This is a genomic window from Pseudoselenomonas caprae, assembly GCF_008271345.1.
Taxonomy (GTDB): domain Bacteria; phylum Bacillota; class Negativicutes; order Selenomonadales; family Selenomonadaceae; genus Selenomonas_A; species Selenomonas_A caprae.
Window position 1 is genome coordinate 1 of record NZ_VTOZ01000034.1, and the last position, 13313, is coordinate 13313.

The following is a 13313-nucleotide window of genomic DNA, read 5'->3' on the forward strand; positions in this document are numbered from 1 at the left end:
TGTCGTAGGAGAAAAATTAAAATAACAGGAAAATTTGCAATTCATATGGAATACATATTATCATAGATAGTAACGATGATAGTTATCCTATCTTGATTAATTGCTGAGGGGGCATTTTGATGATTATCCCAGAGAAAAACCTGATGAAACTTGCCAATGGCAGCGATGTTCGCGGCGTCGCTATGGAGGGCGTAGCTGATGAACCGGTGACCTTGAGCACGGCGGCCGCTAACGTCATCACGTCGGGCTTTGTAGAATTCCTGCAGGCACGTACGGGCAAGGACAAGAAGGATCTGCGCATTGCCGTTGGCCGTGATTCGCGTCTGACGGGACATGACCTCAAACGCGAGGTCCTGAAGGCACTTACGGCACATGGTGTGGTGACGGTTGATTGCAGCATGGCTTCGACGCCAGCGATGTTCATGTCCACGGTATTCCCTGAAACCCAGATGGACGGTTCCATCATGATCACGGCAAGCCATCTGCCTTACAACCGCAACGGCATGAAGTTCTTCACGAAGGATGGAGGCGTTGAGCATGAGGATATCATCACGATCCTGCAGAATGCTGCCCGCTATCCGGTCATGGAGGGGGAGCGTTCCAAGGCACAGCGCTATAATCTGATGGAGCGTTATTGCCATCATCTGCGCAAGAAGATCCGCGAGGCTCTGGGGGGAGAGAACCAGCCACTCAAGGGCATGCACATCGTTGTCGATGCTGGCAACGGTGCTGGCGGCTTCTTTGCAACGCAGGTGCTGGGCCGGCTTGGCGCTGATACGACGGGGAGCATCTATCTGGATCCCGATGGGCATTTCCCGAATCATATCCCGAACCCGGAGAACAAGCAGGCTATGGCTGCTATCCGCCAGGCCGTGCTTGACAACCGCGCCGACCTGGGCTTGATCTTCGATACGGACGTTGACCGCATGAGTGCTGTGCTCAAGAACGGCAAGGAAATCAGCCGCAACGAGCTTATCGGCATGATGGCGGCCATCCTTGAGCCGGATTATCCGGGCAGCACGATCATCACCGACTCGGTCACCAGCGATGAGCTCACGGAATTCCTTGAGAAGGATCTGGGACTCAAGCATATGCGCTATATGCGCGGCTACAAGAATGTCATCGATGAGTGCATCCGCCAGAACAAGGCTGGTGTCGTCTCGCCGCTGGCTATCGAGACGTCGGGCCATGGCGCACTGTCTGAGAACTACTATCTCGACGATGGTGCTTATCTGGCTGTCAAGCTGCTCGTCGCTGCTGCCAAGGCCAAAGCTGGCGGCCGCCGCCTCTCGGATCTCGTCAAGAATCTCGGCGCACCGGCAGAGAGCCAGGAGTTCCGCCTCAAGATCAAGGGCGAGGAGGATTTCCGCGCCTACGGCAATGGCGTGCTCAAGACCTTCGAGGAGCGCGCTGTGCAGGCTGGCATCAAGGTGGCCAAGCCGTCGTATGAAGGCGTGCGTCTCGTCTTCCCGAATGGCTGGGCGCTGCTGCGCATGTCGCTGCATGATCCGAACATGCCGCTCAACATCGAGAGCCGCGAAGAAGGCGGCGTGAAGGAGATCGCCGCGCAGGTCAAGGGCATGCTCGATGGTTTTGTGAGCCTCGATCTCAGCGTCTTCGCCGAATAAGACATAGGGCAAGGATAGGATAGATTGACCTGCCGCACCGCCAATCATGGCGCGCTGCGGCAGGTTTTATTAGTACCTGCTTTCAAGACAGTGATATCCTTTTCTGCTATAATGTAGATTGGTTTAGCTAGAAAGGATGACGACATGAATCAACATAGAATCACCCCGATGACAGAGAGCGGCCTGCTGGCGGCATTGACTGTGATCTTGGCTATGATAGCCGTTTATTTGCCGGTGCTGGGCATGTTTGCAGCACTGATTTGGTCGCTGCCCATTGTTGTGCTGGTGGTGCGCCACGGCTTGCGCTGGGGCACCATGGCGGTGCTGATTTCCGGCATCATCATGGCACTGCTGATCGAGCCGCTGCTGTCGCTGCGGATGGTGATAGCTTTTGCGCCGATGGGGCTGCTTTTAGGGCTGGGGTTCCGCAAGGGCTGGCCTGGCATGAAGATTTTCGGTGTGGCCCTGCTGGCCTCGCTGCTGAGCCTGCTGGCGGCCTTTGCGCTGGTATTTGCGGTGACCGCCGTGAATCCGCTGAATCTGCAGGTAGATGCTTTGCAGCAGTCCTTTGACGCAGTCTTCAATCTCTATGAAGAGATGGGGCTTGATGCCAAGGCCATCGCGGACGGACGCCAGCTGGTGGCTGAGGGTATGGTCATGGTACAGATCCTGATTCCCTTGGTGGTCATCATGATGGGCGTGATCTATACTGCCATCGGCTATCTGGCCGGTGTGAAGGTATTGCGTCGTCTGGGGCATGCGGTTCCGCAGGTGCTGCCCTTTGCGCAGTGGCGGCTGCCGGTGTTTTTCCTGTATCTGTTCGGCTTTGCGATGGTCGGCATATACTGGGGCGGCACGCGGCAGATCCAGCCCCTCTATCAGCTGTCGATGAATGCGAATATGCTGGCGATCTTTGCCGGTCTTATACAGGGTCTGGCGCTTACCCACTGCGTGTTGAGCCATTACCGGGTATCGCGTCTGGTCAGGATCTTGCTCTATGTGATCGTCCTGACGAATGGTTTCCTGGCGCAGCTGGTGGCGCTGACGGGCCTTTTTGATATGCTTTTTGACTACCGCCGCCGTTTCTCGGCACAGGGGAAGAAATGAGGTGAGGCGTTATGCCACGGAATCTGTCGGCCTGGATCGATCTGACCATCCATCTGATCATCATGCTGGTATTGGTCATGGTCCTTTCCTGTTATAATGAATATATCGCTGCAATCGCCGGTGTGGTCTGGCTGGCCTTAGCTTCCTTTGCACGGGAACGCTGTGCTGACCGGGCGAAGCGCTTCGAGCGCTACTGCCGCAATGTGGTGGAGAATATCAGTGAGATGGTGAATTATGCGGTGGAAGAGCTGCCGCAGGCCGTCATCATCATCACGGAGGACGGACGCATCCAGTGGACGAATTCCCGTCTGGCCGGCTATGTCGGCAGTGAGCCGGAGCTCGATACGGATATCGCGGATATCTGGCCGGGTATCATCATCGGCCCCGTCTGGGGACAGGAGGGGGAATACGTCTTTGCGCATGAGGACAAGTACTATCAGGTGCGCTACCGGCCCGTGAAGATGGCGCCGCACCAGCAGCAGCTCATGGCGCTGTATGTGCAGGATGTCACGATGCATGAGACGTTGCGGCTGACCTATAAGGAGAGCCGTACGGTACTGCTTTATATCCAGATCGACAACTACGATGAGGTCATGCAGGGGCAGTCGGAAGCCGAGCGCACCTCGCTCCTGTTGGCGGTCAACCAGATCCTCGACAAATGGATGAAGAATCTCGGTGGCTTCATGCGCCGCGTCTCGGATGATCTCTATGTCGTGGTGCTGACGCGCGAAGCATTGGAAAAAGCTATGAGCGAGCGCTTTGACGTGCTCGATAAGGCCCGCCAGCTCCAGAGCACGAACCGCCTGCCGGTGACGCTCTCGATGGGCGTGGCCGTGGCTGACAGCCAGTCGATGGCAGAGATGGGCACGCAGGCCCAGGCCTGCCTTGACCTGGCTTTGGGCCGTGGCGGCGATCAGGTAGCTGTGCTCATTGATGGCAAGACCCAGTTCTTCGGCGGCCGGGCCAAGGCTGTCGAGAAGCATACGCGCGTCAAGGCGCGCGTTGTCGCTCATGCGGTCCGGGAAATCATGGAAGGGGCCGATGAAGTCTATGTCATGGGCCATCACAACGAGGACTTCGACTGCTTCGGCGCGGCTATGGGTGTGGCCAAGATGGCGCGGGTGCTCGACAAGCCGGTGCATATCGTGCTGTCGGAGATGAATGAGGGCATCGATAAGTTCACCGACCTGCTGCAGGGCAAGGAGGAGTACGAGGACATCTTCGTACGGGCTGAGGACCTCACGACGATGACGGCCCTCAACCCGGTGCTGATTGTCGTCGATACGCATATCCCGCATCTTGTCGCGGATCCGACGCTCCTGGAGCGCATCCCGCAGGTGGTGGTCATCGACCATCATCGCCGCAGTGAGCATTTCATCAAGAACCCGCTGCTCGTCTACATCGAGCCGGCTTCGAGCTCCACGAGTGAGCTGGTGACGGAGCTGCTCGCGTATTTCAGCGACGATCTGATGCTGTCGCGTCTCGATGCGACGGCGCTCTACTCGGGCATTGTCGTCGATACCAAGAATTTTGCCGTGCAGACCGGCGTGCGCACCTTCGATGCGGCAGCCTATCTGCGCCGCAGTGGTGCCGACCCGGTCATGGTGCGGCATCTGTTCCGCTCCGATTACGATACGACCGTGGCGCTGGCCAAGACCAAGGCGCGGTCGGAGCTCTACGGCGGCGGTCTCATCGTTTCGTATATCCCCGAGACGATACCGAATGTGCAGGTCATTGCGGCCCAGGCGGCCGACTCGCTGCTGCGCATCGAGAATGTGCGCATGAGTATCGTCATTTTCCAGCTGCCGAACAAGGTAGTGGGCCTCAGTGCCCGTTCGACCGGCGATATGAACGTACAGGTCATCATGGAAGCCTTTGGTGGCGGCGGCCATCAGAATGTGGCTGGCGCACAGGTGGAGAATGGCGACCTGCAGGCCATCAAGGCCAAGGCAATTGAAATCAGTAAAAAATATATAGAGGAGAATGATCAAGATGAAAGTAATACTTCAGCAGGACGTTAAGAAACTGGGCAAGAAGGGCGATATCGTCGAGGTATCCGAGGGCTACGGCCGCAACTTCCTGCTGCCGAAGAAAGCCGCTGTCCTGGCTACGGCTGAGAACATGAACGTCGCCAAGGCACAGGCAGGCTCCAAGGCCCGCAAGGATGCTATGGCTACGGATGAAGCGAAGCTCATGGCGGCTCAGCTGGAGAAGGTGGAAGTGACGATCCCCGTCAAGATCGGCGAGGGCGGCAAGCTCTTTGGCTCGGTTACGGGCAAGGATGTTGCAGAGGCACTCAAGAAGAGCAACATCGACATCGACAAGCGCAAGATCTCGATCAAGGGTGAGGTCACGGGCGCAGGCACCTATGAAGCTGTCATCAAGGTGCATCCGTCGATCACGAGCACGATCAAGATCAATGTAGTAGCTGGCTGATATCATGAATCTCTTTAAAAATATCTTCAGTATATTCCATAAACATGAGGAGCAGGCTATGCCTGCTCCTGCTAGTCAGGAAACGCCAATCGACCGTGAGATCGACGCGCTCTATGCCGTACTGGTCGACATCATGGGAACGGAAAAGCTCGTCATGAAGGCTGGCAAGATGAAGGCCCTGCAGCTCATGCGCTCGGAGGATCGCTGCGAGCGCGTGCTGGCCCTGCAGCGCATCCTCGACGAAGACCCTCTGATCTCACCGGCGCCGAAGGAAGAGCAGCTGCCGGAGGTCATGGAGCTCTTGTCGGAGCGCACGGCAGATCTCGTGGCGCGCCGCAATGTCGAGGACAATATCGAGAAAAAGGTCAACGAGAAGCTCGAAAAGGAGCATCAGGACTACGTCAATGACATCCGCCGGCAGGTCATCAAAGAGGAGAAGCCGGGGGCCGAGTCGCCGCAGGACAAGAAAAAGCGCGAAAAGCTCGAGAAACTTGAAACCGTGCATCTGACCCAGTCCATCATGGAGCTGCTGCGCCCGCAGGATTTCTCCGAAATCGTCGGCCAGGAACGGGCGGTCAAGTCGCTGATGGCCAAGCTGAGCTCGCCGTATCCGCAGCACCTGCTGCTCTATGGCCCGCCGGGCGTCGGCAAGACGACGGCAGCCCGCTTGGTGCTGGAGGCGGCCAAGAAGAAGGCGGCCTCGCCCTTTTCGGAGGAAGCGCCGTTCGTCGAGACGGACGGCACCACGCTGCGCTGGGACCCGCGCGATATGACGAATCCGCTGCTGGGCTCGGTGCATGATCCTATCTATCAGGGCGCCCAGAAGAGCCTCGCAGACAGCGGCATTCCCGAGCCGAAGCCGGGACTGGTCACCGATGCGCATGGCGGTATCCTGTTCATCGATGAGATCGGCGAGATGGATGAGATGCTCCAGAACAAGCTCCTGAAGGTGCTGGAGGACAAGCGGGCCTTCTTCGAGTCGGCATACTATGACCCGACTGACGAGAAGGTGCCGCCGTATATCCGCAAGCTGTTTGAAGAAGGGGCGCCTGCAGACTTCGTGCTGATCGGCGCGACGACGCGTGATGCAGGCCATATCAATCCGGCACTGCGTTCGCGCTGTGCCGAGATCTATTTCGAGCCGCTGACACCGAAGCATATCCAGCAGATCGTACAGAATGCGGCAGCCAAGCTCCATGTCACGATGGATGAAGGGGTCAGCGAGCTCATCAGCGAATACACCATCGAGGGCCGCAAGGCCATCAATATCCTGGCCGATGCTTACAGCCTGGCGCTGGAGAAGTGCGGGGCTGCCGACAGCGTGCCGGTGGAGCAGATCGCCAAGGGTGAGGGCCCGGCGGTGGCTATCACCAAAGCCGAGATCTACGAAGTCGCACAGGTCAGCCGCCTGTATCAGTTCGTCAAGGAAAAGGCCTCGGACAAGGCGATCCAGGGGCATGTCTTTGGCCTCGGTGTGGCAGGGTTCCTCGGTTCGGTCATCGAAATCGAGGCCGTGGCTTTTGAGGCCCATGAAAAGGGCAAGGGCACGGTGCGCTTCAACGAGACCGCTGGCTCCATGGCCAAGGATTCGGTATTCAATGCCGCTTCGGTCATGCGGCGGCTGACGGGCAAGGATATCCATGACTACGACATCCATATCAATGTCATCGGCGGTGGCAATATCGATGGGCCGAGCGCTGGTACGGCCATCCTGGCAGTGCTCACGAGTGCCGTGACGGGCCGGAAGATCCGCCAGGACGTCGCTGTGACCGGCGAGATTTCCCTGCAGGGCCGCGTGCGCCCGGTAGGCGGTGTCTTTGAGAAAGCCTATGGCGCCAAACAGGCGGGCATCAAGACGCTGATCATTCCGAAGGAAAACGACAAGGATATCCCGCAGGAGCATCTGGGGCTGGAAATCCATGCCGTAGAGACGGCGGAAGAAGCATTTGCCATCCTCTTTGCCGGCGCGGAAGGATAATAGAAAGGAACTTTAGCTATGGCATTGCCAGACCGCGTCCCTCCACAGAATATCGAGGCCGAGCAGGCCGTTCTGGGAGCGATGCTCATAAAGAAAGAAGCCATCATCGCCGTGCAGGAGATCTTGCTGCCCGATGACTTCTACCGGGAAGCTCATCGCATTGTCTATGAGGCGATGCTGGAGCTTTCGGGCAACGACGAGGCCGTTGACCTCGTCACGCTCACTGAGCAGCTGCGCAAGAGCGACAAGCTCGAAAAGATCGGCGGACTGCCCTTCATCACGCAGCTGGCCAATGCGGTGCCGACCGCGGCCAATGTGAGCTATCATGCCAAGATTGTCAAAGAGAAGGCCGAGCTCCGCAACCTCATCAACGCTGCGACGGAAATCGCTGGTGCGGCCTATGAGGATACGGACAACGTCGAGAATATCATGGACGAGGCCGAGAAAAAGATCCTGGCGGTCGCGAACCGCCAGAACGGCGGTGCTTTCGAGTCGATGAAGAGCATCGTCATGCGCACTTTCGAGCGCATCAACGTGCTCTACGAGTCCAAGGGCGGCCTTACAGGCATCAGCTCGGGCTTCAAGGATCTCGATACGCTGACCGCTGGCCTGCAGAAGTCAGACTTGATCCTCGTGGCGGCGCGTCCGTCGATGGGTAAGACGGCGTTCACCCTCAATATCGCCTCGTATGTCGGCCTGCATGGCCATAGCGTCGCGTTCTTCTCGCTCGAAATGAGCAAGGAGCAGCTCATGCAGCGTATGCTCTGCTCCGAAGGCGGCATCGATGCTTCCCGTCTGCGCACGGGCCAGCTCGATGAAGGCGAATGGAACCATCTCGTCGAGACGGCGGACAAGCTCAGCCGTGCGCCGATCTATATCGATGATACGGCTGGCATCACGGTCATGGATCTGCGTTCCAAGGCCCGCCGGCTGAAGGCCGAGCATGGCCTTGACCTCATCATCATCGACTACCTGCAGCTCATGCAGGGCCGTCCAAGCAAGAATAGCGATAACCGCCAGCAGGAGATCTCAGAAATCTCGCGCTCGCTCAAGGCACTGGCCCGTGAGCTGGACGTGCCGGTCATCGCACTCTCGCAGCTCTCGCGTTCCGTCGAAAGCCGTCAGGTCAAGAAACCGATGCTCTCGGACTTGCGCGAATCCGGTTCGCTGGAGCAGGATGCCGATATCGTCATGTTCCTCTATCGTGAGGATTACTACGATAAGGATACGGAAAACAAGAATATCACGGAAATCATCGTCGCCAAGCATCGTAATGGACCGGTTGACAGCGTATCGCTGTTCTTCCAGAAGGAATTCACCAAGTTCCGCGATCTGCTGGTGCAGTGATAGCCGCAGATGCTATATAGAAAATACCGCTGACGCTTTTGGCGTCAGCGGTATTTTTTTGCAGCTTGCCTGTTCGTGGGTGCAAAGCGGAAAAGCATGATGGGGGCCGCGCTGCGTCCTTGGGAAAATGATGACGGATTTTGCGTGATTCTGGTTTTTTTACGGATTTCCACTTGTTTTATGAGATTTTTTCTTGACAAAATCGGTTCCACAGATTAGACTATAAATATGAAATTGGTTTCACAAAAAAGATTCACATTCAAGCATTTATAACTCATGTACGGGAATTCATAGGGAGGTATCATGATGAAAGACATCCGTCTGGACAGCCCGCTGAATGGTCAGCTGGTGGAACTGAAGGAAGTTAATGATCCGGCTTTTGCTGGCGGCGCCATGGGACTTGGTGCTGCGGTCAAGAATCCGGATGGCAAGGTTTATGCGCCGGTAGACGGTGAGATCACTGTCCTGTTCGAGACGAAACATGCCATCGGCATCCGTTCGGCAGAGGGAGCTGAGATCCTGATCCATGTCGGCCTGGATACGGTCAAGCTGAACGGCGAACACTTTGAGGCCAAGGTCGCACAGGGCGACACGGTCAAAAAAGGCCAGCTGCTGCTCGAGTTTGACGAAGCTGCCATCAAGGCTGCCGGCTATGATACGACGACGCCGGTACTGGTCACGAATGCCGCTGAGTTCGGCAAGGTCACGGTGGCGCTGGATGGCAAGGAGATCACCTCGGCAGCAGCGGCTGCTGAGTCGGCTGCCGCTACTGATGACAGCGAGTACGCAGACCTGCCGAAAGAGGCTCGTGTGGCCAAGCTCATCGCGAAATACGTCGGCGGCATGGACAATGTCCGCAATGCCGAGCATTGCGCTACGCGCCTGCGCCTCATCATCAACGATAAATCCAAGATCGACGAGAAGGCTATCGAAAACATCGACGGTGTCAAAGGCCAGTTCTTTGCGGCTGCCCAGTACCAGATCATCCTTGGCACGGGCTTTGTCGATAAGGTTTTTGCAGAGTTCGTCAAGGGAACGACCTTCAGCGGTGTCAGCAATAAGGAAGAAGCTTATGCACAGATGACGCCGATCCAGAAGATCTCGCGCACGTTCGGCGATGTCTTCGTTCCCATCATCCCAGTCCTCGTCGCTACTGGTCTGTTCATGGGCCTGCGTGGTGCGGCTCAGAGCCTGGGCGTACAGTTCAGCCCGAATGTGCTGCTGCTGTCGCAGATCCTCACGGATACGGCCTTCATCTTCCTGCCGGCCCTGGTCTGCTGGTCGACGATGAAGCGCTTCGGCGGCACGCCGGTCATCGGTCTTGTCCTCGGTCTCATGCTGGTCGGCCCGCAGCTCCCGAATGCTTGGGCAGTTGCTGGTGGTGATGTCAAGCCGATCCCGATGGATCTCTTTGGCATGACGATCGGTATCGTCGGCTATCAGGGCTCGGTCCTGCCGGCATTGGTTCTCGGTATCTTTGCAGCTAAGCTCCAGAAGGCACTCAAATCCTTCGTGCCGGATATCATTGACCTTATCGTCACGCCGTTCCTTACCTTGCTCGTTTCGATGATTCTCGGTATCCTGATTGTCGGCCCCATCATGCATTCGCTGGAGACGACTATCTTTGGTGCTGTGTCGGCCTTCCTGCAGATGCCGATGGGCATTGGCGGTTTCATTGTCGGTGGCCTGCAGCAGGTCATCGTCGTATTCGGTGTCCATCATGTATTCAATGCGCTGGAAGTCCAGCTGCTTGCTACGACTGGTGTTGACCCGTTCAATGCCATCATCACGGGTGCTATCGTCGCTCAGGGCGGTGCCGCTGTGGCCGTTGCCCTGAAGACGCAGGACAAGAAGAAACGCGCTCTGTATATCTCTTCGGCTGTTCCGGCCTTCCTGGGCATCACGGAGCCGGCAATCTTCGGTATCAACCTCCGCTTCATGAAGCCGTTCCTCTATGCCCTGGTCGGCGGTGCTTTCGCTGGCGGCGTGGCCAGCTTCATGCACCTCGCCGGTACGGGCATGGGCATCACGGTTCTGCCGGGTACGCTCCTGTACCTGGATCACCTCCTCGAGTATATTATCGTAAATGCCATTGGCTTTGGTATTGCTTTCGGCCTGACCTTTACGCTGTTCACTCCGGAAGAATAAGGATTTTTAGCAAGAAGGCCTTCCTCATACGGGGAAGGCTTTCCGTGCCGGAAAGGGGATGTTTGTTATGGAAAAATTCGATAAAGGCGCTATCGATGCCGAGCTGGCACAGGGATTCCCCCTCAAGCACCGCTGGCATAACCGCTTCCATCTGGAAATGCCGTTTGGCTTGATCAACGATCCGAATGGCCTCACGTACCATGACGGGGCGTATCACATTTTCTATCAGTGGAATCCGCTGGGCTGCGAGCATAAGAACAAGTGCTGGGCCCATGTGAAGACACGCGACTTCGTGCATTATACGCTGCCGGAGCTGGCGCTCTGGCCCGATGATGTGCACGACAAGGACGGCTGCTATTCGGGCTGCGGTCTTTCGCAGGACGGCAAGCTGCGCGTGCTCTACACCTGCAACCGCAAGGAAGATGGTGTGCGCATTCCGGCCCAGCGCTTCGGAACCTTGCAGGACGATGGCAGTGTCCGCAAGGAAGAGATCATCATCCCGGATCATCCGGAGGGCATCACGGGTCATTTCCGCGATCCGTTCCTCTTTGAGCGCCGTGGGCATCGCTATCTGGTCATCGGTGCGCAGCGAGAGGAAAATGAGACGGGCACGGTGCTTGTCTATGAGGAGCGCGAGGACGGCTGGCATAATCGTGGCGAGGTGCATACGCGCCTGGGCGATTTCGGCTATATGTGGGAATGCCCGAACTTGCTGCAATTCGGCAGCTATGATGTGCTGGTGTTCTGCCCGCAGGGCCTGGCGGCGCGTGAATACGACCGCCAGAACATCTACCAGGCCGGCTATATCGCAGGCCATCTGTCCCTCGACAGCATGGACATGATGCAGCACACGAAGTTCCAGGAGCTTGACCGCGGATTTGATTTCTATGCGCCGCAGGTCTTTGAGCACGAGGGCCGCCATCTGCTGCTCGGCTGGATGGGGATGCCCGACAAGGACGATGACTATCCGTCGAAGGAGCACGGCTGGATGTACAGCCTGACCCTTCCGCGGGAGCTGCGCTTGCGGCAGGGCCACATCTACGCGCGGCCGGCGCGTGAGCTGCGTGACCTGCGTATCCAGGAATCAGCGGTGGAGGTTGATAAGACTGAGGCTGCTGGTTTCAGCCAGCCGCTGTTCGAAGGCTCCGAAAGCCTGATGGAACTCGAGCTTGGCGAGGCCAAGCGGGTGGAAGTCGTGCTCCGGTATGGCCTGGAGAAACTGGCCTTCCGCTATGACCGGGAGCAGCAGGTCATGACCATCGACCGCGAAGGCATGAAGCGCGGCGGCCGCGGGCAGCGGCAGTTCAAGCTGTTCGTCGACCAGTCCCTGTCGTTGCAGCTGTTTGTCGACAAGACTGCCGTGGAGGCCTTCTTCCAGCATGGCGAGGAAGTAGCGAGCCTGCTGGTCTTCCCTGAGAAGAACATCCAGCCCGAGCTGGAAATCACGGCCGATGCGCCGCTGGCATCCATCACTGGCAAGATCTGGGAACTTGATTCGTTCAAGTTCCAGCTGAATTCATAAGCATATGAATAAGCCCCTGAAACCATGGTTTCAGGGGCTTATTCATGTCAGAAAAACGGCCGAAGCCGAATCTCAATGGGGATCAGTTGTTTACTGCACGATCCTCGTGCGGGGCCGTCAATGGAATCCGGCGAATCCGTTCAAAGGGGATTGAATCGAACGAATAGCGGATATCAAGATACGCATCGGAACGGTTAAAAATAATCTTTTTAAGGGGGAACTTAGCGGATTTCTTTATCTGTTCGATATAATACTGCGCATCTTCCGCAGAAAACGGTCCATTGGCGATGATAACGCGGACGTTATCAATTAACATGGAAGAACACCTCCAACAAAATACAAACAAACAGCTGCCTGCCTGGGAAGGGCGTGCGAGTGGGGCTCGCGGCAGCAACAATCTTGTTGTTAGCGATGCAGAGGGATAGGGGCGTACCCTTCAACAACTTATTTAGCATTATACTATAATTGGGAAGGGTTGTGAAGCAAACGGAATCCGCGCCTTGCCCCAAAAGTCTTGTATTTTGCGGATTATTCCCCCTTGAAGTGACTTTAGCAACAAAAAACGCCGATTTCTGCGTTTTTTCGGCGTTTTTCGTGTATACAAAAGACAAATGTGGGCAAAAATGGTCAATGTCCGTCAAAAAGAAGCACCCATTCAGATGAAATACATCAAGCTGTCAGCCTCTTTTTGGGCTTCGATTGCCGTGAGGATATCGTCGAGACGGACATTGGATAACGTCTCTTTGATGCTGGCATCGAGCGGGTCGAAAACCTTGACACCCAAGGCGCGGTCTAGCGCAGGCATCTTCTCGGAGGCCGGTGCGGCTTTCTCCATCAGCGAGAGTTCGATAGACGCGAGGATATCGTAGGCGCTGATGGTGCGCGGTTCGCGGGCCAGCTGGTAGCCGCCCTGTGAACCTTTGATGGAATTGACGAGTTGTGCGCGTTTGAGCAGGGAAAAGACCTGTTCGAGATAGATCTTGGAGATGCCGAGCTTGTCGGAGATGCTGATGATGGTGACCGGGGCTCCGGCGGCGTAGTTGCGAGCCAGATAGGTCATGGCAGCAAGGCCGTAGCGGCCCTTGGCAGAAATTTTCATGGACAATCCCTCCTTGTATATGTATGTTTTGGATAACTATATAAATGA

The 13313-nt window shown here is 56.7% G+C and carries 10 protein-coding genes; 8 read left to right on the plus strand and 2 right to left on the minus strand.

What is annotated here, in order from left to right; all coding sequences use genetic code 11:
- The first annotated feature begins 119 nt into the window (after positions 1–119).
- The 8 genes from FZ041_RS12705 (at position 120) to FZ041_RS12740 (ending at position 12166) form a co-directional block, all read left to right on the plus strand.
- On the plus strand, positions 120–1628 hold the full coding sequence (locus FZ041_RS12705; protein WP_149189838.1) for a phosphohexomutase domain-containing protein: 1509 nt from the start codon (positions 120–122) through the stop codon (positions 1626–1628).
- A gap of 144 nt (positions 1629–1772) precedes the next feature.
- Positions 1773–2735 (plus strand): YybS family protein, encoded by a 963-nt coding sequence (locus FZ041_RS12710; RefSeq protein WP_149189839.1) that lies wholly within the window; start codon positions 1773–1775, stop codon positions 2733–2735.
- A gap of 11 nt (positions 2736–2746) precedes the next feature.
- Positions 2747–4756 carry a DHH family phosphoesterase gene (locus FZ041_RS12715; protein ID WP_149189840.1) on the plus strand — a complete coding sequence of 670 codons (2010 nt, stop codon included), beginning with the start codon at positions 2747–2749 and terminating at the stop codon, positions 4754–4756.
- Entirely contained in the window at positions 4728–5171 is a 444-nt protein-coding gene (gene rplI / locus FZ041_RS12720; RefSeq protein ID WP_075445641.1) for a 50S ribosomal protein L9, read from the plus strand. Before FZ041_RS12715 ends, rplI begins: the two co-directional genes overlap by 29 nt.
- Positions 5172–5175: 4 nt before the next feature.
- On the plus strand, positions 5176–7149 hold the full coding sequence (lonC, locus tag FZ041_RS12725) for a Lon family ATP-dependent protease (RefSeq protein WP_149189841.1): 1974 nt from the start codon (positions 5176–5178) through the stop codon (positions 7147–7149).
- 18 nt (positions 7150–7167) lie between these two features.
- Positions 7168–8496 (plus strand): replicative DNA helicase, encoded by a 1329-nt coding sequence (gene dnaB, locus FZ041_RS12730; protein ID WP_187626384.1) that lies wholly within the window; start codon positions 7168–7170, stop codon positions 8494–8496.
- A gap of 306 nt (positions 8497–8802) precedes the next feature.
- The gene (locus tag FZ041_RS12735) at positions 8803–10644 is read left to right on the plus strand and encodes a glucose PTS transporter subunit IIA (RefSeq protein ID WP_149189854.1); all 1842 of its coding nucleotides are present in this window, start codon (positions 8803–8805) and stop codon (positions 10642–10644) included.
- A 67-nt stretch (positions 10645–10711) separates the two neighbouring features.
- Positions 10712–12166, plus strand: a complete 1455-nt coding sequence (locus tag FZ041_RS12740; protein WP_149189842.1) for a glycoside hydrolase family 32 protein — start codon at positions 10712–10714, stop codon at positions 12164–12166.
- 82 nt (positions 12167–12248) lie between these two features.
- Here FZ041_RS12740 and FZ041_RS12745 read toward each other — a convergent pair whose 3' ends face one another.
- Positions 12249–12482 carry a ferredoxin gene (locus tag FZ041_RS12745; protein WP_075429532.1) on the minus strand — a complete coding sequence of 78 codons (234 nt, stop codon included), beginning with the start codon at positions 12480–12482 and terminating at the stop codon, positions 12249–12251.
- Positions 12483–12821: 339 nt separating this feature from the next.
- Entirely contained in the window at positions 12822–13265 is a 444-nt protein-coding gene (locus FZ041_RS12750; RefSeq protein WP_075445645.1) for an RrF2 family transcriptional regulator, read from the minus strand.
- Positions 13266–13313: the final 48 nt, after the last annotated feature.